Raw genomic sequence first — 23,108 nt, 5'->3', positions numbered from 1 at the left:
CCGGGGCCGCCGGGCCCGCGGCTACCCCTCGCCGGGGGCCCGGGGCGGGCTGACGGTGGTGCGCGGGGTGCGGCGCTGCGAGGAGGCCCGGACGAGCAGCTCGGTGGGCATCAGGGTGCCGGGCGGCGGGCCGGTCCCGGCGGTGCGGTAGCGCGGCGGGAAGAGCCGTCCGGTGGCGGTGCCGGTGCCCGCGTCGACCCCTTCGATCGCGTCGATCAGCAGGTTGACCACGGTGGTGCCGATCCGACGGGGCTTCAGCGACAGCGTGGTGATGGGGGGTTCGGTGTTGGCGTACACGTCGGACTCGCTGCAGCACACCAGCAGCAGGTCGTCGGGCACCCGCAGCCCGTAGCGGCGGGCGGCCGCCAGCAGGTCGGTGCCGTTCGGGTCGAACAGGCCGTACACCGCGTCGGGCCGGTCGGGGCGGGCCAGCAGCCGGTCGGCGGCCACCGCCCCGGCGGCCGGGTCGTGGGCCGGGTAGGCCTCGTACACGGGCTCCTGGCCGACCCGGTCGCACCAGGCGAGGTACGCCTCGGTGGAGAGCCGGGTGTAGGTGTCGGTGGAGGTGCCGGTGAGCAGGCCGATCCGGCGGGCCCCGGCCTCGCTGAGGTGCTCCAGGATGTTCAGCACGGCGGCCTCGTGGTCGTTGTCGACCCAGGCGGTGACCGGGCAGTTGCCGGGCTTGCCGTCGGAGACCACCGGGACGCCGGACCGGTACAGCTCGGTGACCAGCGGGTCCTGGTCGGGCGGGTCGATCACCACCGTGCCGTCGAGCGCGATGTTGCTCCAGACGTCGTGCCGGGAGGAGGCGGGCAGCACCACCAAGGCGTAGCCGCGGCCGAGCGCGGCGCTGGTGGCGGCCCGGGCCATCTCGGCGAAGTAGGCGAACTCGGTGAAGGTGAACGGCTCCTCGCCGTACGTGGTGACCGTCAGGCCGATCAGGCCGGACCTGCCGGTGCGCAGGGTGCGGGCGGCCGCGGACGGCCGGTACCCGAGTCGCTCGGCGACCTCGCGGACCCGGCTGCGGGTCTCGTCGGGGAGGCGCCCCTTGCCGTTCAGGGCGTCCGAGACGGTGGTGATGGACACGCCGGCGGCCGCCGCGACGTCCCGGATGCCGGCCCGCTCCAGGCGCCGGGACGCGGTGGCCCGTCGACCGTTCTGGTTGGCTGCTGCTGTCATGGCGGACCGATCGTATGGCTCGTGACGGCGCTGCGTGACCGGTTCGCTACAGGAGGCCGGAGATACGTTTCTCCATGAACGCCTTGGGTGGGTGCCCTTCGATCGCCACGGTTTTCCGGCCGGGATACCTCTGACATGTGCCAAAGGAACCCGGCAGAATGGCCGAACTGCACCCGTAACCCGGACGAGCATCTCACCCGCACGGGTGAGGGCGGCCGGTATCGTTCGCGGCACCCGACCGGGGCGGAACGGCGCCACCGCCGAGTAACGAGAAACGGAGAACCCCGTGGTTCAGCGCGAACACGGCCCCCGCCTGCGGCCCAGCCTGGGCGGCATCCCCAGCTACAAGCCGGGCAAGCCCGCCGGGGCCGACGCCTTCAAGCTCTCCTCCAACGAGAACCCCTACCCGCCGCTGCCCGGCGTGCTGGAGGCCGCGGTCGCCGCCGCGGGCGACTTCAACCGCTACCCCGACATGGCGGTCAGCGGCCTGGTCGCCGAACTCGCCGAGCGCTTCGGCGTCCCCGCCGAGCACGTCGCCACCGGCACCGGCTCGGTCGGCGTCGCCCAGTCCCTGGTGCTCTCCGCGGCCGGCCCCGGCGACGAGGTGGTCTTCGCCTGGCGCTCCTTCGAGGCGTACCCGATCATCACCCAGGTCGCCGGCGCCACCCCCGTGCCCGTCCCGCTGACCGACGACGAGGCCCACGACCTCGACGCGATGCTCGCCGCGATCACCGACCGCACCCGGCTGGTCTTCGTCTGCAACCCCAACAACCCGACCGGCGCGGCCATCCACCGCGAGGAGCTGGTCCGCTTCCTGGACGCCGTCCCGGCCGACGTGCTGGTCGTCCTGGACGAGGCCTACCGCGAGTTCATCCGCGACGCCGACGTCCCCGACGGCATCGAGCTCTACCGCGACCGCCCCAACGTCTGCGTGCTGCGCACCTTCTCCAAGGCGTACGGCCTGGCCGGCCTGCGGGTCGGCTTCGCGATCGCCCACGAGCCGGTCGCCGACGCGCTGCGCAAGACCGCCGTCCCGTTCGGCGTCAGCCAGCTCGCCCAGGACGCCGCGGTCGCCTCGCTGCGCGCCGAGGACGCCCTGCTGGAGCGGGTCGAGGCGCTGGTCGCCGAACGCACCCGGGTCACCGCCGCGCTGCGCGCCCAGGGCTGGACGGTCGTCGACTCCGAGGCCAACTTCGTCTGGCTCCGCCTCGGCGAGCGCACCCTCGACTTCGCCGCCGCCTGCGCCGAGGCCGGCGTGGTGGTCCGCCCCTTCGCGGGCGAGGGCGTGCGGGTCTCGATCGGCGAGGTCAAGGGCAACGACCTGTTCCTGGGCGCCGCGGAGGCGTTCCGCAAGGAGCTCTGAGCGCTCGTCAGAAGGCGGGGCGAGCAGCGCGGTTGCCCGCCCCGCCGCGGTGGAAGGACTCCGGGGGCAGGCCCACGCACCACAGGGAGAAGCCCGGATGACCACCCAGCACGACGCCGACCTCACCCCCACCGCCTGGTACAACATCCTGCCGGACCTGCCGGAGCCCCTCCCGCCGATGCTCCACCCCGGCACCAAGGAGCCGGTCACCGCCGACGACCTCGCCCCGCTGTTCCCCGCCGAACTCGTCGCCCAGGAACTCGGCGGCCCCCGCGAGGTCGACGTCCCCGGCCCGGTCCTCGACCTGTACCGCCGCTTCCGCCCCGCGCCCCTGGTGCGCGCCGAGCGCCTGGAGCGTGCGCTGCGCACCCCCGCCCGCATCTACTACAAGTACGAGGGGGGCAACCCGACCGGCTCGCACAAGCTCAACACCGCGCTGGCGCAGGCGTACTACAACAAGCGGGCCGGGGTGACCCGGCTGGTCACCGAGACCGGCGCCGGGCAGTGGGGCAGCGCGCTCGGACTGGCCTGCTCCTTCCTGGAGCTGGACTGCGAGGTCTTCATGGTCCGGGTCTCCTACGACCAGAAGCCGTACCGGCGGGCCCTGATGGAGACCTACGGCGCCGCGGTGCACGCCTCGCCCTCCCAGCTGACCGCCGCCGGGCGGGCCGCGCTGGCGGCCGACCCGGCGGCCACCGGCAGCCTGGGGCTGGCGATCTCCGAGGCGGTCGAGTCGGTGGCGGCGGCGGGCGGCGCGGCCAAGTACGCGCTCGGTTCGGTGCTGAACCACGTGCTGCTGCACCAGACGGTGATCGGACAGGAGGCGCTGGCCCAGTTCGCCCGGATCGACGACTACCCGGACGTGGTGATCGGCGCGGCGGGCGGCGGCTCCAACTTCGGCGGTCTGGCCTTCCCGTTCCTGGGCGAGCAGTTGGCGGGCCGCCGGGCGGTGCGGGCGGTCGCGGTGGAGCCCGCGTCCTGCCCCTCGCTGACGCGGGGCCGCTACGACTACGACTTCGGCGACAGCGCGGGCACCACCCCGCTGATGAAGATGCACACCCTGGGGCACGGCTTCACCCCGCCCGCGATCCACGCCGGCGGGCTGCGCTACCACGGCATGTCGCCGATCGTCAGCCACCTCAAGGAGCTCGGGCTGGTCGAGGCGGTCGCCGTGCCGCAGACCGCCTGCTTCGAGGCGGGCGTGGCCTTCGCCCGGGCCGAGGGCATCGTGCCCGCGCCGGAGTCCACCCACGCGGTGCGGGCGGCCGTGGACGAGGCGCTGGCCTGCCGGGAGTCCGGCGAGTCGAAGGCGATCGTGTTCGCGCTGTCCGGCCACGGGCACTTCGACATGCAGGCGTACCTCGACCACTTCGCGGGGCGGCTCACGGACTGACCGCCGGGCCCGCGTGAAGCGGTGACGGGACTTCGCTGGGAGGTTTCTGGGAGCCGGGTCAAGGGCTGGTGGTCGGCCGGTAGACCACCGGCCCCCGGGCGGTCGTTTCGTGCCGGTCCGTCCGGATCGCTGGTCACAGCGGGCGTCCAGGATCCGCACAGGGCGGCGCAAGAGCGCGGGGCGATGCTTCTGCGCCATGAAGGTGCTTCCGCGACGGCGTGGGGCCGTCCTCGTCAACTCCGCGCTCGGCGTGGCCCTGCTGGGCGGGGTCGCGCTGGCGTACACCACCCTGGACAGTGGCAGCAGCAAGGCCGCGACCACGTCCAGGGTCAGGACCGCCACGGTCGCCAAGGGGACGGTCCAGGCCACCGTGTCCGGTTCGGGCACGCTGTTCTCGCCCTCCGACGCCGGGCAGGACTTCGTCACCGGGGGCAGGCTCACCTCGGTGAAGGTCGCGGTCGGCGACGCGGTGAAGAAGGGCCAGGTGCTGGCGACCGTCGACACCACCGCGGCCCAGCAGCAGGTCGACCAGGCGCAGTCCGCGCTGAACACGGCGGAGGCGAACCTGACCAAGGCCGAGGCGGGCGAGAGCGTCACCACCACGGTGGCCGGCTCCGCGGGCTCCTCCGGCTCCGGCCGCGGCGGCGCGGCCTCCGGCGGCGCGGGAGCCCAGAGCACCCCGCAGCCGACCACCACGACCACCGTCAAGGTGGACCAGGCGCAGGTCGCCGCGGCCCAGCAGCAGGTCGACAACGCGGAGACGACGCTGACCAACGCCAAGGAGGCGCTGGCCGGGACGACGCTCACCGCGACCACCGACGGCACCGTCGCCTCGATCTCCGGCAAGGTCGGCGACACCGTCCCCGGCACCGGCTCCTCCGGTTCGTCCTCCTCCGGCGGCTCTGCGGGCGGCTCCTCGGGCGGCTCCTCCTCGGGCACCAAGACCGGTACCGGAAGCGGCAGTTCGAGCACCACCCCGTCCGGTTTCATCGTGCTGACCAACCCGACCGGGATGGAGGTCACCGCGAACTTCTCCGAGCTGGACTCGCTCAAGCTGAAGAAGGGCCAGCCGGCCACCGTCACCCTGAACGCGCAGTCCGACACCAAGCTGGAGGCGACCGTCCTGTCGGTCAGCTCGCTGCCCTCCAGCTCCACCAACGGGGCCGTGCAGTACGGCGCGACGCTGCAGATCACCGGTGACACCTCGACCCTGCGCACCGGCCTGAGCGCCACCATCTCGGTGACCACCGGCTCCGCCGAGAACGCCCTGTCGGTGCCCACCGCGGCCCTGCAGGGCACCGGCAGCACCCGCACCGCGACCGTGGTGCACGACGACGGCTCCACCGAGCGGGTGCAGGTCGCCGTCGGCATCGAGGGCGACAGCACCGTGCAGGTCACCGAGGGCCTGACCGAGGGCGAGAAGGTCGAGCTGACCTCCACCACCGCGGGCACCGGCAACGGCTTCCCGTCCGGCCAGTTCCCGGGCGCGGGCGGCGCGGCGGGCGGCTTCGGCGGCGCCGGAGGCACCCGCAACGGCGGCGCCGGAGGCACCCGCTGATGCGCACCGCCAAGCCCCCGGTGATCCAGATCCGCCGGGTCACCAAGTCGTACGGCCACGGCGACGCCGTCGTGCACGCCCTGCGCGGGCCGGTGACCGGCGGCGGCGAGCCGCTCGGCGTCGACCTGGACGTCGCGGAGGGCGACTACGTCGCGGTGATGGGCTCCTCCGGCTCCGGCAAGTCGACCCTGATGAACATCCTGGGCTGCCTGGACGTGCCGACCTCCGGCCGCTACCTGCTGGACGGCACCGACGTCGGCCACCTCGACGAGGGCCAGCTCGCCCTGGTCCGCAACCGCAAGATCGGCTTCGTGTTCCAGTCCTTCAACCTGGTGCCCCGCACCACCGCGCTGGCCCAGGTCGAACTGCCGCTCGCCTACGCGGGCGTGCGGTCCGCCGAGCGGCGCCGCCGGGCGATGGCCGCGCTGGGCCTGGTCGGCCTGGCCGACCGGGCCGGGCACAAGCCCAACCAGCTCTCCGGCGGCCAGCAGCAGCGCGTCGCGGTGGCCCGGGCACTGGTCACCGCGCCCGCGATGCTGCTCGCCGACGAGCCCACCGGCAACCTCGACATCCGCTCCACCGAGGAGGTGCTGGGCATCATCGACGGACTCAACGCGCGCGGCCGCACCGTGGTGGTGATCACCCACGAGGACGAGGTCGCGCTGCACGCCAAGCGGGTGCTGCGGCTGGTCGACGGCGCGATCGTCTCGGACGTCCGGCAGGCCCCGGTCGACGGGCCGCCGCCCGCGCTGGCCGCCGCGGGGGTGGTCGCGTGATCGCCTGGCAGATGCTCCGCTTCGCGGTGGCCGGCCTGGCCGCGAACAAGGTCCGCTCCGCGCTGACCATGCTCGGCGTGCTGATCGGCGTGGCCTCGGTGATCCTGCTGCTCGCGGTCGGCAACGGCTCCTCGGTCGCGGTCAAGGACTCGATCACCTCGCTCGGCACCAACGCGCTGACCGTCTCCTCGGCCTCCTCGCGCGGATCGGCGACCGCCGCGAAGAAGCTCACCGTGGAGGACGCCAAGGCGCTCGCCACGGCCGCGGACGCCCCGTCCATCAAGTCGGTCGCCCCGGTGGTCACCACCAGCGGCACCGCGCTGTACGGGAACGTCTCGTACCAGCCCGGGCAGATCGTCGGCACCTACCCCGCCTACTTCGAGACCGCCAACCTGAAGGTCGACAAGGGCGACTACTTCTCCGCCGACGACGTGCTGAACTCCCGCAAGGTCGCGGTGCTCGGCTCGACCACCGCCACCGAGCTGTTCGCCACCGAGGACCCGGTCGGGAAGAGGATCACCATCGGCGGCACCCCGTTCACCGTGGTCGGCGTGCTGAGGACCAAGGGCTCCACCGGCTTCAACGACCCCGACGACGTGGTGATCGCCCCGCTGCCGACCGTGCAGAACGCGTTCACCGGCTTCGGCTCGGTCAACCAGATCCTGGTGCAGGCGTCCTCCGCCGAGAGCACCACCGAGGCGCAGGCCGACATCACCCGGATCCTGATGGGCACCCACGCCGTCAAGGACGCCACCAAGGTCGACTTCCGGATCAGCAACCAGACCTCGCTGCTGAGCGCCCGCGAGTCGACCACCAGGACCTTCACCGTCCTGCTCGGCGCGGTCGCCGCGATCTCGTTGCTGGTCGGCGGCATCGGCATCACCAACATCATGCTGGTGACCGTCACCGAGCGGACGAAGGAGATCGGCATCCGCAAGGCGCTCGGCGCGCCCCGCGCGGTCATCCTCGGCCAGTTCCTGGCCGAGTCCACCCTGCTGTCGGTGATCGGCGCCGGGCTGGGCGTGCTGGCGGGCATCGTCGGCTCGCACTTCTCGGTGGTCGGCATCAAGCCGGTGGTGATCCCCGAGTCGGTGCTCGGCGCGTTCGGCATCGCCGTCGCCATCGGCCTGTTCTTCGGCAGCTACCCCGCCAACCGGGCCGCCGCGCTGCGCCCGATCGACGCCCTCCGGCACGAGTAGAAGGAGACCCCCGTGTCTGACGACCAGGAGCTGCTGGCCACCGCGCCGGACGCCCGCGACATCACCGCCGAGCTGGCCGCGCCGCCGCGCCGCAAGCTCCCCTGGCCCACCCTGGCGCTGGCCGGCTGCGTCATCGCGGTGCTCTCCTTCGCGGGCGGCGTCTGGTACCAGAAGGACGACGGCAGCGGCACCGGCAACCGGGCGGGCGCCTCCGGCGACCGCTTCGCCGGCGGCACCGGCCGCGGTGGTTACGGCGCCGGCACCGGCCGCGGTGGTTACGGTGCCGGCGCCGGCCAGGGCGCCGGCGGCAGCGGCCAGTTCCCCGGCGGTGCGGCGGGCGGCTTCACCCGCGGCACCGTGAAGTCGGTGGAGGGCAGCACCGTCTACCTGACCGACGCCAACGGGAACACCGTCAAGGTCACCACCCAGGACTCCACCAAGGTCACCACCACCAAGGAGGGCAAGGTCGGCGACCTGCAGCCCGGCCAGACCGTGACCGTGCTGGGCAGCAAGGGCGCGGACGGCTCCTACAGCGCCACCCAGCTCACCGAGGGCAACGCGGCGGGCGGCTTCGGCGGCCGCGGCGCGGGCGGCGGAACCGGCGGCACCGGCGGGAACGGCGGCGGCGCGGGTACCGGTTCGGGCACGACCGGATGACTAATCCAATCTTCATTCCCTTCGCGTAGCCTGCCCGGGCTAGGGTCTGTACGACGGTTTCCGCCGGGGTGCAACCCGGCGGGCGCCGTCGGACAGACCCCGCGGTGTCCGGGGGTGGCCCATTCGTCCGGCCGGGAGGCGGAGCAATCGTGTCAGGCGCAGTGCAGTCGAGCCCGGCGGCGGCGACCCAGGTCGGGGGCGAGCCCTTCCTCCTGGTCGTGGACGACGAACCCAACATCCGCGAGCTGCTCTCGGCCAGCCTGCGCTTCTCCGGCTTCCGGGTGGCCTCCGCCGCCACCGGCCAGGAGGCCCTGGACGCGGTCGCCGCCGAGCGCCCCGACCTGGTCGTGCTGGACGTGATGCTGCCCGACCTGGACGGCTTCACCGTGGTGCAGCGGCTGCGCGACCAGGCCCAGTGGCCGCAGAGCCCCGAGCACGTCCCGGTGCTGTTCCTGACCGCGAAGGACGGCACCGGCGACAAGGTGCAGGGCCTGGCGGTCGGCGCCGACGACTACGTCACCAAGCCGTTCAGCCTGGAGGAGCTGATCGCCCGGATCCGGGCGATCCTGCGCCGGGCGGGCGGCCCGGCCGACGACGGCCGCCTGGTGGTGGCCGACCTCACCCTGGACCCGACCGCGCACGAGGTCACCCGCGGCGGCGTCCCGGTCTCGCTCTCCCCCACCGAGTTCAAGCTGCTGCACTACCTGATGGCCAACGTCGGCCGGGTGGTCTCCAAGGCGCAGATCCTCGACCACGTGTGGGCGTACGACTTCGGCGGCGACCTGTCGATCGTCGAGTCGTACATCTCCTACCTGCGCCGCAAGCTCGACTCCGGTCCGGCGCACGGCCCCAAGCTGATCCACACGGTGCGCGGCATCGGCTACGCGCTGCGCCGCCCGCCGAACAGCTGAGATGGCCCGCTTCTCGCTGCGGGTGCGCCTGCTGGTGCTCGCGCTGCTGCTGGTCACCACCGGGCTGGTGGTGAGCGACACCCTGGTGCTGGGCACCGTCCGCGGGCAGTTGGTGGACCGGGCCGACGAGCAGCTCGACCGGTTCGCCGAGCCGCTGTCGCGCCGCGCGCCGACCAAGCAGAGCACCGCCTCGGTGTTCAGCAGCACCCAGACCCCCGGCCGCCGCACCGGCCAGGGCCTGCCCAGCGAGTACGTGGTGCGCTACCTGGCCGAGGACGGCACGGTGCTGTCGGTGATCCGGCAGCCGCTGAGCGAGTCCGACCCGGCCCCGCAGCTGCCCGCCCTGGACCGCAAGGGGCTGACCGACCGGCTGGACGAGCCGTTCACCGCCTCGGGGCCGCGCTCCAGCGAGTGGCGCTCGATGGTGAAGCCGCTGCAGCGCGCCACCGCCAACGACCCCACCGCGCCCCGGTACGTGCAGGTCGCGGTGCCGCTGGCGGACGTCCAGTCGACCATCTCGCACCTGCGCACCACCTTCCTGACCATCGGCGGCGCGGTGCTGGTCGGCCTCGCGGGCCTGGGTGCGCTCGCGGTGCGGGCCGGGCTGCGGCCGCTGCGCCAGCTGGAGGCGGGCGCCCAGCGGATCGCCGACGGCGACCTGTCGTACCGGATGCCGGAGCTGCCGGTCCGCACCGAGGCGGGGCGGCTGTCCGCGGCGCTGAACGGGATGCTCACCCACATCGAGACCGCGTTCGCCGCCCGGGCCGCCTCCGAGCAGCGGATGCGCCGCTTCGTCGCGGACGCCTCGCACGAGCTGCGCACCCCGCTGGCCGGGATCCGCGGCTTCGCCGAGCTGCACCGGATGGGCGCGCTGCAGGACGTGGACCGGGCGATGGACCGGATCGAGTCGGAGGCGGTGCGCCTGGGCGCCCTGGTCGAGGACCTGCTGCTGCTGGCCCGCCTGGACGAGGAGCGCCCGCTCAACCTGGCCCCGATGGACCTGCGCACGCTGGCCGCCGACGCCCTGCACGACCTGACCGCCCTGGACCCGGGCCGCCCGGTCGCCCTGACCGGCCCGGGCGGCGAGGGCGCCCCGCAGCCCGCCCCGGTGCTGGGCGACGAGGCCCGGCTGCGCCAGGTGGTGACCAACCTGGTCGGCAACGCGGTCAAGCACACCCCGGCCGGCACCGCGGTCCGGATCGGCGTGGGCCGGGCGGACGGCGGCTGCCTGCTGGAGGTCGCCGACCGCGGTCCCGGCCTGACCGAGGAGCAGGCGGCCCTGGTCTTCGAGCGCTTCTACCGGGCGGACGCCTCGCGCAGCCGCCGGGCGGGCGAGAGCGGGGGATCGGGGCTGGGCCTGGCGATCGCCAACGCCCTGGTCTCGGCGCACGGCGGCGAGCTGTCCCTGCGCACCGCCCCGGGCCACGGCGCGGCCTTCCGGCTCACGCTGCCCCGCCAGTACTGACGTCCCGTCAGGGGCGTCCGCGTCAAGCGCCGTTCGGTACACCCGGCCTGCCCGGCTGCCGCTTGTGGGCGGTCGGCGGGAGGCCGGATCATCGGTGTGTCGCACAACACCCAACCCCCCTGCCACCGCACTGATAAGCATCGTGGATACTTCCCTTGTGAACGTGTTCACGTTCACAAGCGGACAAGCTTGGGATGCTTCGGCACGCTTGCGTGCTAGATCTTCCCTTTCGTCCGGTATGTGGCACAACCCCTGTGAGAGAGGGCGCAGTGGACCTAGCAGTCGCTCACGAGACCATCTCGCGATGGCAGTTCGGCATCACCACCGTCTACCACTTCCTCTTCGTGCCCCTCACGATCAGCCTGGCCTCGATCGTGGCCGGTCTGCAGACCGCCTGGGTCCGCACGGGCAAGGAGAAGTACTTCCACGCCACCAAGTTCTGGGGCAAGCTCTTCCTGATCAACATCGCCATGGGCGTGGTCACCGGCATCGTCCAGGAGTTCCAGTTCGGCATGAACTGGTCCGACTACTCCCGCTTCGTCGGCGACGTCTTCGGCGCCCCGCTGGCGATGGAGGCGCTGATCGCCTTCTTCTTCGAGTCGACCTTCATCGGCCTGTGGATCTTCGGCTGGGACCGGCTCCCGAAGAAGGTCCACCTGGCCTGCATCTGGCTGGTGGCGATCGGCACCGCGCTCTCCGCGTACTTCATCCTGGCCGCCAACTCCTGGATGCAGCACCCCGTCGGCTACCGGATCGACCCGGCCACCGGGAAGGCCCAGCTCACCGACATCGTCCGGGTGCTGACCCAGAACACCACCGTCGTCCAGGTCTTCCACACCCTCACCGCCGCCTTCCTCACCGGCGCCGCCTTCGTGGTCGGCATCGCCAGCTACCACCTGTGGCGGGCCAAGCGCGGCAAGGAGACCGACCGGAAGCGGACCGCCGCGATGCGCACCTCGCTGCGGGTCGGCCTGGCCATCGCCGTGGTGGCCGGCCTCGGCGTGGCGATCAGCGGCGACACCCTCGGCAAGGTGATGTTCGAGCAGCAGCCGATGAAGATGGCCGCCGCCGAGGCGCTGTGGGACACCCAGGCGCCCGCCCCGTTCTCGGTGTTCGCGATCGGCGACGTGTCCAAGGGCCACAACTCGGTCGAGCTGGAGATCCCCGGGATACTGTCCTTCCTCGCCCACAGCGACTTCTCCTCCGCCGTCCCCGGCATCAACGACACCGCCGCCGCCGAAGCCGCGAAGTACGGCGGACAGCCGAACGACTACATCCCCAACATCTTCGTCACCTACTGGGGGTTCCGGCTGATGATCGGCTTCGGCATGACCTCCTTCGCCGCCGCCCTGATCGGCCTGTGGACCACCCGCCGGAAGTTCTGGCTGGCCCCCGAGCACCGCACCGGCGAGGACGAGCCGCCGAAGCTGATGCTCACCCGGAACCGCGAGATGAACGTCTTCTTCACCCGTTGGAGCTGGCGGATCGGCATCCTCACCATGGGCTTCCCGCTGGTCGCCAACAGCTTCGGCTGGATCTTCACCGAGATGGGCCGCCAGCCCTGGGTGGTGTTCGGCCTGATGCGCACCCGCGACGCGGTCTCCCCCAACGTCACCGTCGGCACCCAGCTGGTCGGCCTGACCACGCTGACCGTGCTGTACGCGGTCCTCGCCGTCATCGAGGTCAGGCTGCTCGCCAAGTACGCCGCCGCCGGGCCCGACACCGGCGAGCAGCCGCCCGCCAAGGACCCGACCCTGCGCGGACCCTCCGACGACGAGGACGCCGACCGACCCCTCGCCTTCGCGTACTGAGGACGGATCACCATGCACCTGCACGACCTCTGGTTCATCCTGATCGCCGTCCTGTGGACCGGCTACTTCTTCCTGGAGGGCTTCGACTTCGGCGTCGGCATCCTCACCCGCACGCTGGCCCGGAACACCGCCGAACGCCGCGTCCTGATCAACACCATCGGCCCGGTCTGGGACGGCAACGAGGTGTGGCTGCTCACCGCGGGCGGCGCCACCTTCGCCGCCTTCCCCGACTGGTACGCCACCCTGTTCAGCGGCTTCTTCGTCCCGCTGCTGCTGATCCTGGTCTGCCTGATCGTCCGCGGCGTCTCCTTCGAGTACCGGCACCAGCGCAGCGGCGAACGCTGGCAGCGCAACTGGGAGCTGGCGATCTTCTGGACCTCGCTGCTGCCCGCCTTCCTGTGGGGCGTCGCCTTCGGCAACATCGTGCACGGCGTCGACATCGACGCCGACAAGAACTACGTCGGCACCCTCGGGGACCTGCTCAACCCGTACGCGCTGCTCGGCGGGCTCACCACCCTGGTGCTGTTCACCTTCCACGGCGCGGTGTTCACCTCGCTCAAGACCAGCGGCGAGATCCGGCTCCGGGCCCGCGCCCAGGCCACCGGGCTCGGCCTGGCCACCGCCGTGCTCGCCCTGGTCTTCCTGGTCTGGACGCAGGCGCACTCCGGCAACGGCTGGAGCCTGGCCGCGCTGGTGGTCGCCGTGCTCGCCCTGCTCGGCGCGCTCGGCGCCAACCGGTTGGCCCGCGAGGGCTGGGCGTTCGCGCTCAGCGGCCTGACCATCGTGGCCGCCGTCGCGATGCTCTTCCTGTCGCTGTTCCCCGACGTGATGCCCTCCACGCTGAACCCCGACTGGTCGCTGACCGTCGACAACGCCTCCTCCTCGGGCTACACGCTCAAGGTGATGACGGTCGTCGCCGTGGTCTTCACCCCGCTCGTGCTGCTCTACCAGGGCTGGACGTACTGGGTGTTCCGCCGCCGGATCGGCGTCCAGCACATCCCCGCCGCCGCCCACCACTGACGCAGGAGCAGAACCCATGGACCGCCAGCAGCGGATGCGTCCGATCGACCCCCGGCTGCTGGCGCACGCCCGCACCACCCGCGCCTTCCTCGTCGGCACCGTCCTGCTCGGCGGGGCGGGCGCGGTCCTGCTGGTGGCCCAGGCCGCGCTGATCGCCTCCCTGGTGGTCGGCGCGTTCCAGGACGGGCGCTCCCCCCTGTGGGGGCAGCTGCTCGGCCTGGCCGCCGTCACCCTCGGCCGGGCCCTGGTCGCCTGGCTCACCGAACTCACCGCCCACCGCTCGGTCGCCACCGTCAAGTCGACCCTGCGCCGCCGCCTGCTCGACCACGCCACCGCCCTCGGCCCCGCCCACCTCACCGGCCGCCGCACCGGCGACCTCGCCACCCTCGCCACCCGCGGCGTCGACGCCCTCGACGACTACTTCGCCCGCTACCTCCCGCAGCTGGCCCTCGCCGTGGTCGTCCCGCTCGTCGTGCTGGCCCGGATCCTCGGCGCCGACTGGGAGTCCGCCGCGATCGTCTGCGTCACCCTGCCGCTGATCCCGCTGTTCATGGTCCTGATCGGGTACGCCACCCAGGCCCGCACCGACCGCCAGTTCGCCGGACTCGCCCGGCTCTCCCACCACTTCCTCGACGTGGTCGCCGGGCTGCCCACCCTCAAGGTCTTCGGCCGGGCCCGCGCCCAGACCCGGGCGATCGGCCGGATCACCGAGGACTACCGGCGCGCCACCCTGCGCACCCTGCGCCTCGCCTTCGTCTCCTCCTTCGCCCTGGAACTGCTCTCCACCCTCTCGGTCGCCCTGGTCGCCGTCTCGATCGGCTTCCGGCTGGTGGACGGCACCCTCGACCTGGAGACCGGGCTGCTGGTCCTCGTCCTCGCCCCCGAGGTCTACCTGCCGATCCGCCAGGTCGGCGCCCTCTACCACTCCAGCGCGGAGGGCCTGGCCGCCGCCGGGAAGATCTTCGAGGTCCTGGAGACCCCGCTCCCCGCGGACGGCACCCGACCCGCCCCCACCGGCACCGACCTGCGGGTCGAGCGGCTGACCGTCCGCCACCCCGGCCGCGGCGGCGAGACGCTGTCGGGGTTCTCGATGACCGTCCCGGCCGGGCGCACCACCGTCCTCACCGGCCCCAGCGGCGCGGGCAAGACCACCCTGGTCAGCGCCCTGCTCGGCTTCACCCGCCCCGACGGCGGACGCGTCCTGCTCGGCGAGCAGGACCTCGCCGAGACCGACCGGGCCAGCTGGCACGCCCAGGTCGCCTGGGTTCCGCAGCACCCCCACCTGTTCGCCGGGACGGTCGCCGAGAACGTCCGCCTGGCCCGCCCCGACGCGAGCGACGCCCAACTCGCCGCCGCCCTCGCCGCCGCGCACGTCGACTTCACCACCCCCGACACCCCCCTCGCCGAGAACGGCCACGGCCTCTCCGCGGGCCAGCGCCAACGCCTCGCGCTGGCCCGCGCCCTGCTCGCCGACCGCCCCGTCCTGATCCTCGACGAACCCACCGCCCACCTCGACCCCGTCACCGAGGCCGCCCTCCTCGACACCCTGCGCGCCCTGGACCGCACCGTCCTGCTCATCACCCACCGCCCCGCGCTCACGGCCCTCGCCGACCACCACGTCCACCTGCCGGGGCCGACCGCCGCCCCGCAGGGGCGAAACCAGGGGCGAAACCAGGGGCGCGAGGAACTGCGCGGAGCGGAAGGACCCGCCCCGCGGCCCCGGCACGACGACGACCTGCCGCCCGAAGGGGCCGCCCGGCAGCGCGTCCCCCGCTTCTGGCTCGCCGTCGTCCTCGGCGCCCTCGCGCTCGGCTGCGCCGTCGCGCTGATGGGCACCTCCGGCTGGCTGATCTCGCGGGCCTCGCAGATGCCGCCGGTGCTGTACCTGATGGTCGCGGTGACCTCGGTGCGGGCGTTCGGGATCGGGCGGAGCGTGTTCCGGTACGCGGAGCGGCTGGTCGCGCACGACGCGGTGCTGAAGGCGCTCGGCGGCGTCCGGACGGCCGTCTACCGGCGGCTGGAGCGGCTGGCCCCGGCCGGGCTGCCGCAGTTCCGGCGGGGCGACCTGCTGTCGCGGCTGGTCGCGGACGTGGACGCGGTCCAGGACTTCCACCTGCGCTGGCGGCTGCCCGCCGCCGTCGCCGTGCTGGTCTCGCTGGGCGCCTCGGCCGCGCTGGCCGCGTTCCTGCCGCTGGCGGGCCTGGTGCTGGCGCTGGGCCTGCTGCTGGCGGGCGCGGCCGTCCCGGCGCTGGAGCGGTGGGTCTCGGGCCGGACGGAGCGGCGGCACGCCCCCGCGCGCGGCGAGCTGGCGACCGCGGTGGTCGACACCCTGACCGGCACGGCGGAGCTGACCGTCGCCGGGGCGCTGCCGCGGCGGCTGGCCGCCGCGGCGGACGCGGACGGCGCACTGACCCGGCTGGCGGCCCGCTCGGCCGCCGCGGGCGGCCTCTCGGCGGGGCTGGTGGCGCTGGTGTCGGGCCTGACGGTGGTCGCGGCCTCGGCGGCGGGGGTGCACGCGGTGGCGGCGGGGGCGCTGCCGGGGGTGTGCCTGGCGGTGGTGGTGCTGACGCCGCTGGCGGCGTTCGAGGCGGTGGCGGGGATGCCGACGGCGGTGCGCCACCGGGAGCGGGCCCGGGCCGCCCGGGAGCGGCTGGAGCAGGTGCTGGCCGCGCCGCTCCCGGTCCGCGAGCCGGACGCGCCGCAGCCGCTTCCCGCCGTACGACTGCCGGTCTCCGTCCAGGACCTGACGGTGCGGTGGCCCGGCGCCGGGCGGGACGCGCTGCGCGGGGTCGACCTGGAGCTGACGGCCGGGCGGCGGGTCGCGGTGGTGGGGGCGTCCGGTTCGGGCAAGACCACGCTGGCGCAGGCGCTGCTGCGCTTCGTCGAGCCGTCGGCGGGGGCGGTGCTGCTGGGGGGCCGCACCGACACCCGGGAGCTGGCGGGCGAGGACGTCCGCCGGGTGGTGGGGCTGTGCGCGCAGGACGCGCACGTCTTCGACAGCTCGGTGCGGGAGAACCTGCGGCTGGCCCGGCCGGACGCCGACGAGGCGGCGCTGCGGGCGGCGCTGGCCGCGGCCCGGCTGCTGGACTGGGTGGACGGCCTGCCGGAGGGCCTGGACACCATGGTCGGCGAGCACGGGGCCCGGCTGTCGGGCGGCCAGCGCCAGCGCCTGGCGCTGGCCCGGGCGCTGCTCGCCGACTTCCCGGTGCTGGTGCTGGACGAGCCCGCCGAGCACCTGGACGTCGCCACCGCGGACGCGCTGACCGCCGACCTGCTGGCCGCCACCGCGGGCCGCACCACGCTGCTGATCACGCACCGGCTGGCCGGTCTGGACGACGGCAGCGTGGACGAGGTGCTGGTGCTGGACGGCGGACGGGTGGTCGAGCGCGGCCGCTGGTCGGAGCTGGTGGCGCGGCCCGGCGGTCGGCTGGCCGCGATGGCGGAGCGGGAACGGGCGGGCGAGCGGGTGGCGGCCTGACCGGGCCCGACCGTCCCGGGAAACGGGTCAAACCGGGACGTACGTGCACACTGGTGGCATGCAGACGCCGGAGGAGCCGGCCGCCACGGGCGGTCGGCCGCGCATCCCCGAGATCTCCTCGCTCGGACTGGACACCCTGGTCACCGAGGTCTCCGAGCGGCTGCAGTCGGCCGCCGCGGTGACCGACCGGATGCAGCGGCTGCTGGAGGCGGTGGTGTCGGTCGGCGCGGGCCTGGACCCGCACGCCACGCTGCAGCGGATCGCGGCGGGCGCGGCCGAGCTGGTGGACGCCACGTACGCGGCGATGGGCGTGGTGAACCCGAACGGCAGCGGCCTGTCGGACTTCATCCACATCGGCATCGACGACGCGACGGCCGCCGAGATCGGCCACCTGCCGACCGGCCGCGGCATCCTGGGCGCGCTGATCGACGACCCGCGGCCGCTGCGGCTGACCGACCTGTCCACCGACCCGCGCTCGGTCGGCTTCCCGGCGCACCACCCGCCGATGGTGTCCTTCCTGGGGGTGCCGATCCGGGTCCGCGGCGAGGTGTTCGGCAACCTGTACCTGACCGAGAAGAAGGGCGGCGGCTCGTTCACGCCCGAGGACGAGCAGGTGGTGCTGGCGCTCGGCGCGGCCGCGGGCGTGGCGATCGAGAACTCCCGGCTGTACGAGCAGGGCCGCCGCCGCGAGCGCTGGATCACCGGCGCGGCCGCGGTCACCACCTCGCTGCTGTCCACCGACGAGGCGCAGGTCGCGCTCACCGTCGCCGCCGAGCAGGTCCGCGAACTCGCCGACGGCGCCCTGGGGATGATCCTGCTCCCGGCGGGGGAGGACCGGATGCGGGTGGCGCACGCCTCCGGCGAGCGGGCCGACCACCTGACCGGCGAACTGCTGCCGGAGGACGGCTTCGCGCCCCGGCTGCTGGCCGGGGAGGCGGTCTACCTGGACGACCTGGCGACCGCGCCGGAGACCGGCTCCGACGCCCAGTTCGACCGGCTGGCACGGGAGTTCGGCCCGGCGATGGCGGTGCCGATGGTCTCCGCGGGCCGGGTGCTGGGCGCGCTGTGCGTGTGGCGCGAGGCCGGGACGGTGCCGTTCACCGACACCGAGCGGCAGCTCTCCCAGACCTTCGCCTCGCAGGCGGCGCTGGCCCTGCGGCTGGCCGAGTACCAGCGCAACCAGCAGCGCCTGGCGGTGTTCCAGGACCGCGACCGGATCGCCCGCGACCTGCACGACCTGGTCATCCAGCGGCTGTTCGCCACCGGCATGATGCTGGAGTCGGCGGCCCGCCGGGCCGTCGTCCCCGAGGTGCAGGAACGGATCGGCCAGGCCGTGGACGAGCTGGACGCCACCATCCAGGAGGTCCGCACCACCATCTACGCGCTCCAGCACGGCGACACCGACGACGAGCCGGACACCCTGCGCACCCGGGTGCTGCGCGAGGGCAGCCAGGCCGCGGCGGCGCTCGGCTTCCGGCCCACCGTCACCTTCACCGGCCCGGTGGAGAGCCTGGTCGGCGAGAAGACCTCCCGCCAACTGCTGGCCGCGCTGCGCGAGATGCTCTCCAACACGGCCCGGCACGCCCGCGCCTCCCGGGTCGCCGTCGAGCTCGACGCCACCGTCCACCTCGGCGAGGACGGCCGCCCGCTCTCGCCCGCCCCGGGCCGCACCGGCCCGCCCGGCGTCCTGCTCACCGTCACCGACGACGGCGTCGGCATCCCCGAGGGCGGCCGCCGCTCCGGCCTGCGCAACCTCACCCGCCGCGCCGAGGCCCTCGGCGGCGATGCCTGGCACGAGGCCGGACCGCACGGCAAGGGCACCCGGGTCCGCTGGACCGCCCGGCTCTGACGACGGCGGCCCGGCCGTTACACCGGGCCCGGACGGGGAAGGCGCGGCCGCATGGGAGAGATCAGGGTCGGTGCGTGCTCCTGGACGGACCGGGAGCTGCTGGCCAGCGGCTGGTACCCGGCGGGCCACCGGGACGCCGAGGGCAGGCTGCGCCACTACGCGAGCAGGTTCCCGGTCGTCGAGGTCGACGCCACGTACTACGCGCTGCCCAGCACCCGCAACAGCACCCTGTGGGTCGAGCGCACCCCCGCGGGCTTCCGCTTCGACGTGAAGGCGTTCTCGCTGCTCACCGGCCACCCCACCCGGGCCGCCGCGCTCCCCGCCGACCTGCGGACGGCCCGCCGGGACGACCCCGGGCTGCTGGACGAGGCGTGGGCCCGGTTCAGCGGCGCCCTCGAACCCCTGCGGGCGGCCGGGCGCCTGGGCACCCTGCTCTTCCAGTTCCCGCCGCGGCTGACCCCGGGCGCCCCCGCCCGGGCGGTGCTGCGGGCCTGCCGGGAGCGCACCGCGGGCTGGCCGCTGGCGGTGGAGTTCCGCCACCCCGACTGGTGGCGCCCGGAGCTCGCCGAGGACACCCGCGCGCTGCTGACCGAGCTGGACGCGGCCGCGGTGGCCGTGGACACCGCCCAGGGCCTGCCCACCTCGATGCCGCCGGTCGCCCCGGTCACCTCCCCGGACCTCGCGGTGGTCCGCTTCCACGGCCGCAGCCCCGCCTGGGGCACCGGCTCGAAGGAGGACCGCTTCCGCCACGACTACGCGCCCGCGGAACTCGCCCCCTGGGTGGAGCGGGTCCGCGCCATGGCCGACCGGGCCCGGGAGGTGCACGTGCTGTTCAACAACTGCTGCGCCGACGCCGCCGTCCGGGCCGCCGAGACGATGACCGGCCTGCTCGGCCTGGACCCGCCCCGGGAGCCGGAGCCGCCCCGGGAGCCGGAGCTGGACCTGGGCCTGTGAGGGCGGGCGGAGGTCAGAGCAGGGTCTCGATGACCGCGGCGACGCCGTCCTGCTCGTTGCTGACGGTGTGCTGCCCGACCGCGGCCAGCACCAGCGGGTGGGCGTTGGCGACGGCGTAGGACTGCCCGGCCCAGGCGAGCATCTCCAGGTCGTTGGGCATGTCGCCGAAGGCCACCACCTCGGCGGCGTCGATGCCCTGCTGGCCGCACCAGCGGGCCAGGCTGCTGGCCTTGGTGACACCGGGGGCGCTGATCTCCACCAGCGGGATCGGACTGGAGCGGGTCACCTCGGCGAGCGGGCCGACCGCGGCCCGGGCCCGGTCCAGGAACGCGTCGGGGGAGAGGTCGGGGTGCTTGCCCAGGATCTTGAACAGGCCCTCGACCTGCCCGGCGGCGAGCAGCTCCGCGGCGGTGCCGACCGGGTGTTCCTGGTCGGACTCCCACATCAGCACGTCGTACCCCGGCTCCCGGGCGAAGCCGCCGGGGAACTCGAACGCGAAGGCGGTGCCGGGCAGTTCGGCCCGCAGCCGGTCCACCACGGTGAGCGTCCCGGCCGGGTCGAGCGGGTAGGTCTCCAGCAGCTCGCCGCGCCGGACGTCGACCACCGCGCCGCCGTTGGAGCAGATCGCCACGCCGTGGCCGCCGATGTGCGCGCCCAGGTGCCGCATCCAGCGCGGCGGCCGCCCGGTCACGAACACCACCTGCACCCCGGCGGCCTCGGCGGCGGCCAGCGCGGCGGCCGTCCGGGCGGTCACCGTGCCGCCGGAGCACAGCAGGGTGCCGTCGAGGTCGGTGGCGATCAGACGGGGGCGCGGGGAGGCGGTCATCCGTCCATCTTCGCGCACTCGCCGGGGAACCGGACCCGCCCGGTGCGGGCGGGTCCGGTCCGGGGCCGGGCCGGGGTCAGGCCGCGACGTCCAGGGTGAGCGCCGCGGTGTGCAGCGTGCCGCCGGTCTGGAACTGCAGGAACAGCCGCCAGTTCCCCGGCTGCGGCAGTTCGGCGTGCAGGGCCAGGGTCGGGCCGCCGCCCGCGCTCCCGGCGGCCTCCGACTCCGGGTGCAGGTGCGCGAACGCCAGGTCGCCCGCGTGGAAGGCGGTCAGGTGCGCGTACGTCCCCAGGTAGGGCTGCAGGTCGGTGACCGGCTGCCCGTCCTTGCTGACGGTGACGGTCAGCTCCCCGGCCGCCCCGGCCCTCGGGGTGCCCGCCACGGTCACCGTGTAGCCGTCCGCGGTGGTGCTGGTGGCCGCGGGCGGCAGCGGCACCGGGGTGGCCGCGCCGGGCACCGTCGCGGTGCGGCTGAGCACCAGGCCGGTGCCCGCCCCGCTGCCCGCGCCCGGGACGAACGAGGCGTACACCCGCCAGTCGCCGGGCTCCAGGCCCTCCAGCGGGGCCGTCCAGGTGCCGTCCGGCGCCATCGCGGGGTGCAGGTGCCGGAAGCCGGACAGGTCGGAGCGGATCGCGTAGAAGTGCATCTCCTTGGTCTGCTCGGGCCGGTACGAGGTCAGCGCCCTGCCGTCCGGGCCGGTCACGGTGAACCGGTACTCGGCGCCGGACAGCGCGCCGTCCAGCCGGTAGCCGCCCCGCTCGGCGGCCGGGCCGTCGGCGGCGCCACCGCTGCCCGCGCCGTCCGGGCCGTGGCTCATCCCGGCCATGTCGTGGCCGGTGGGGGAGGCGGTGGCGGCGGGGGAGGCGGCGTGGTGCATGCCGCTCATGTCGCCGGTGCCGTCGGTGCCGTCGGTGTCGCCGCCGCAGGCGGCCAGGGTGAGGGAGAGCGCGGCGGCCGCGGCGGCGGCGAGCAGGGCGCGGCGGCGGGGGGTGGTGGTACGGGTCATCGGAGGTCGCTCCAGGGTGCGCGCGGGTGCGCGGTCACGGACAGGACGCGGCGCCCGGCCGGTCGCGCGGGTGCGGACCGGGCCGGGAGGCGCCCTCACCTGCGGGCGACGCAGACCAGGAGCAGCAGGTCCCGCCCGCCGTCCGGCGGCGCCCGTCCGCCCCGCTCCGCGCCGGTGCCCGGCGGCCCCGCGAGCTGCGGGTGCGGCGGGGCGGGCGGCAGGGCCGGGCCCGGGGCGGGCAGCGGCAGCCGGTCGCGGGCCGGGGTGGAGACGCAGGCGGACGCCGAACTCCCGTGCGGGAGCGGCGTGCTGACGGCCGGGTGGTCCGCGGCGTGCCCGGGCCGGGCGGGGTGGGCGGTCCGTGCGGGGTGCGCGGGGTGCGCGGTTCGGGGGGTCTGTGCGGGGTGGCAGCCGGTGGCGCTCGCCGGGCTGCCGTGCATCAGGAACAGCCCGAGCAGCAGGGCGCACAGCACCGTCCACCGGGCGGCCGTCCGCCCGGCCGGTGCCGCTCCCGTGGCCCGCGCCGTCCACTCCGTCATCCCGCTCACCATACCCCCTCCCGGTATCGAACGACCGTGCGTCCGCATGCCCGTCCGGTCGTGCGGTCGTCCGGTCGTGCGGCCGTGCGGTCGTGCAGTCGTGCGGTCGTGCGGGAGGCTCCGGCGAGGGCCCCGGTCAGAGGGCCGGGTCGGCCAGCGGGTCGGGCTGCCGGGCGGCGACGTCCTGGGCGGCCCGGACGAAGGCGGCGACCGCAGCGGACCGCGAGGTCTCCGGCCAGGCGACCACGACCGTGCTGGGGCTGAGGCCGACCACCGGCCGGTAGGCGAGGTCCGGACGCCGGTGCCGCTCGGTGGTGGAGAGCGACAGGAAGGCCACCGCCTGGCCCAGCGCGACCACCTCCAGGAGCTGTTCGACGCTGGCCACCAGCGGCCCCTCGGGAGCGTCGTCCGGCACCGGGCCGGTCCGGCCGTCGCCCGTCCCGTCGCGCCCCGCGTAGTAGGCGGCGTCGGCCGGGTCGGCCCCCTGCCAGCGCGGCACCGGCTCGCCCGCGAGGTCGCCCGGCCGCAGCCGCCGACGACCGGCCAGGCGGTGCGCGGCGGGCAGGACGGCCAGCCGCGGCTCGACCACGAGCGGCTGGGAGTCCAGCCCCCGCCCGTCGAACGGGCTGCGCAGCAGCGCCACGTCGGCCCGGCCGTCCCGCAGCATGGCGACCGGCTCCCCGCTGCCGCCGACCACGACCTCGGGCGGCGGCAGCCGCGGGTCCGCCCCCCGGTAGGCGGCCAGGACCTCCCCCAGCAGTCCGGCGTCGCCGCCCGGCTTGACCGCCACGACGAGCCGGGGCGTCGGCCGTCCGGCCCGGCGGGTGCGCCGGGCCGCCGCCCGCACCGCGTCGACCACGAGCCGGGCCTCGTCGAGCAGCACCTGCCCGGCGGCGGTCAGCCGCACCTGCCGGGTGGTGCGCTCCAACAGGCGCACGCCGAGCCGGGACTCCAACTGCGCGATCGCCTTCGACAGCGGGGGCTGCGCCATCTGCAGGCGCTGCGCGGCCCGGCTGAAGTTCAGCTCCTCGGCGACCGCGACGAAGTACCTCAGCTCCCGTACCTCCAGCTCGTTCATACCCGTGGACTATAGGTCCAGAGCCTCCCGGTCTTTCCCCACCGGC

18 protein-coding genes are annotated in these 23,108 nt (G+C 74.6%); 13 read left to right on the top strand and 5 right to left on the bottom strand.

Annotated features, from left to right (window positions below; genetic code table 11):
* Nucleotides 1-21 precede the first annotated feature (21 nt).
* The gene (locus tag QSK52_RS04305; RefSeq protein ID WP_285733744.1) at nt 22-1,179 is read right to left on the bottom strand and encodes a LacI family DNA-binding transcriptional regulator; all 1,158 of its coding nucleotides are present in this window, start codon (nt 1,177-1,179) and stop codon (nt 22-24) included.
* Nucleotides 1,180-1,465: 286 nt separating this feature from the next.
* Here QSK52_RS04305 and hisC point away from each other — a divergent pair, with 286 nt between their 5' ends.
* The 13 genes from hisC to QSK52_RS04240 all read left to right on the top strand — a co-directional run bounded on the left by hisC (nt 1,466) and on the right by QSK52_RS04240 (nt 19,613).
* Nucleotides 1,466-2,542, top strand: coding sequence for a histidinol-phosphate transaminase (gene hisC, locus QSK52_RS04300; protein ID WP_285733743.1), 1,077 nt, complete (start codon nt 1,466-1,468; stop codon nt 2,540-2,542).
* Nucleotides 2,543-2,639: 97 nt separating this feature from the next.
* On the top strand, nt 2,640-3,935 hold the full coding sequence (locus tag QSK52_RS04295; protein WP_285733742.1) for a TrpB-like pyridoxal phosphate-dependent enzyme: 1,296 nt from the start codon (nt 2,640-2,642) through the stop codon (nt 3,933-3,935).
* Between the two features lie 196 nt (nt 3,936-4,131).
* The gene (locus QSK52_RS04290; protein WP_285733741.1) at nt 4,132-5,493 is read left to right on the top strand and encodes an efflux RND transporter periplasmic adaptor subunit; all 1,362 of its coding nucleotides are present in this window, start codon (nt 4,132-4,134) and stop codon (nt 5,491-5,493) included.
* Entirely contained in the window at nt 5,493-6,269 is a 777-nt protein-coding gene (locus QSK52_RS04285) for an ABC transporter ATP-binding protein (protein ID WP_285733740.1), read from the top strand. The genes QSK52_RS04290 and QSK52_RS04285 overlap by 1 nt, the downstream gene beginning before the upstream one ends.
* Nucleotides 6,266-7,468, top strand: coding sequence for an ABC transporter permease (locus tag QSK52_RS04280; protein WP_285733739.1), 1,203 nt, complete (start codon nt 6,266-6,268; stop codon nt 7,466-7,468). Before QSK52_RS04285 ends, QSK52_RS04280 begins: the two co-directional genes overlap by 4 nt.
* A 12-nt stretch (nt 7,469-7,480) precedes the next feature.
* Nucleotides 7,481-8,125, top strand: a complete 645-nt coding sequence (locus QSK52_RS04275; RefSeq protein WP_285733738.1) for a DUF5666 domain-containing protein — start codon at nt 7,481-7,483, stop codon at nt 8,123-8,125.
* Between the two features lie 149 nt (nt 8,126-8,274).
* Nucleotides 8,275-9,036, top strand: coding sequence for a response regulator transcription factor (locus tag QSK52_RS04270; RefSeq protein WP_285733737.1), 762 nt, complete (start codon nt 8,275-8,277; stop codon nt 9,034-9,036).
* Between the two features lies 1 nt (nt 9,037).
* Nucleotides 9,038-10,501 (top strand): sensor histidine kinase, encoded by a 1,464-nt coding sequence (locus QSK52_RS04265; protein WP_285733736.1) that lies wholly within the window; start codon nt 9,038-9,040, stop codon nt 10,499-10,501.
* A 269-nt stretch (nt 10,502-10,770) separates the two neighbouring features.
* A complete protein-coding gene (locus QSK52_RS04260) occupies nt 10,771-12,312 on the top strand; it encodes a cytochrome ubiquinol oxidase subunit I (protein WP_285733735.1) in 1,542 nt (513 codons plus the stop codon).
* 12 nt (nt 12,313-12,324) lie between these two features.
* The gene (gene cydB / locus QSK52_RS04255) at nt 12,325-13,332 is read left to right on the top strand and encodes a cytochrome d ubiquinol oxidase subunit II (RefSeq protein ID WP_285733734.1); all 1,008 of its coding nucleotides are present in this window, start codon (nt 12,325-12,327) and stop codon (nt 13,330-13,332) included.
* 34 nt (nt 13,333-13,366) lie between these two features.
* Nucleotides 13,367-16,810 (top strand): thiol reductant ABC exporter subunit CydD, encoded by a 3,444-nt coding sequence (gene cydD, locus QSK52_RS04250; RefSeq protein WP_285734412.1) that lies wholly within the window; start codon nt 13,367-13,369, stop codon nt 16,808-16,810.
* 58 nt (nt 16,811-16,868) lie between these two features.
* Nucleotides 16,869-18,659, top strand: coding sequence for a sensor histidine kinase (locus QSK52_RS04245; RefSeq protein WP_285733733.1), 1,791 nt, complete (start codon nt 16,869-16,871; stop codon nt 18,657-18,659).
* Between the two features lie 51 nt (nt 18,660-18,710).
* Nucleotides 18,711-19,613: a DUF72 domain-containing protein gene (locus QSK52_RS04240; protein WP_285733730.1), complete on the top strand. Its 903-nt coding sequence runs from the start codon at nt 18,711-18,713 to the stop codon at nt 19,611-19,613.
* 13 nt (nt 19,614-19,626) lie between these two features.
* On the opposite strand, the gene QSK52_RS04235 is transcribed toward QSK52_RS04240, so the two are convergent.
* The 4 genes from QSK52_RS04235 to QSK52_RS04220 all read right to left on the bottom strand — a co-directional run bounded on the left by QSK52_RS04235 (nt 19,627) and on the right by QSK52_RS04220 (nt 23,062).
* The gene (locus QSK52_RS04235; protein ID WP_285733728.1) at nt 19,627-20,439 is read right to left on the bottom strand and encodes an HAD family hydrolase; all 813 of its coding nucleotides are present in this window, start codon (nt 20,437-20,439) and stop codon (nt 19,627-19,629) included.
* Between the two features lie 76 nt (nt 20,440-20,515).
* A complete protein-coding gene (locus QSK52_RS04230) occupies nt 20,516-21,445 on the bottom strand; it encodes a hypothetical protein (protein ID WP_285733726.1) in 930 nt (309 codons plus the stop codon).
* 95 nt (nt 21,446-21,540) lie between these two features.
* On the bottom strand, nt 21,541-21,984 hold the full coding sequence (locus tag QSK52_RS04225) for a hypothetical protein (protein WP_285733723.1): 444 nt from the start codon (nt 21,982-21,984) through the stop codon (nt 21,541-21,543).
* A 136-nt stretch (nt 21,985-22,120) separates the two neighbouring features.
* Nucleotides 22,121-23,062 carry a LysR family transcriptional regulator gene (locus QSK52_RS04220; protein WP_285733721.1) on the bottom strand — a complete coding sequence of 314 codons (942 nt, stop codon included), beginning with the start codon at nt 23,060-23,062 and terminating at the stop codon, nt 22,121-22,123.
* Nucleotides 23,063-23,108: the final 46 nt, after the last annotated feature.

The organism is Kitasatospora phosalacinea, assembly GCF_030268885.1.
Classification (GTDB): domain Bacteria; phylum Actinomycetota; class Actinomycetes; order Streptomycetales; family Streptomycetaceae; genus Kitasatospora; species Kitasatospora phosalacinea_C.
The sequence above is the reverse complement of the archived record's forward strand: the minus strand, read 5'-3'. Positions and strand labels throughout refer to the sequence as shown.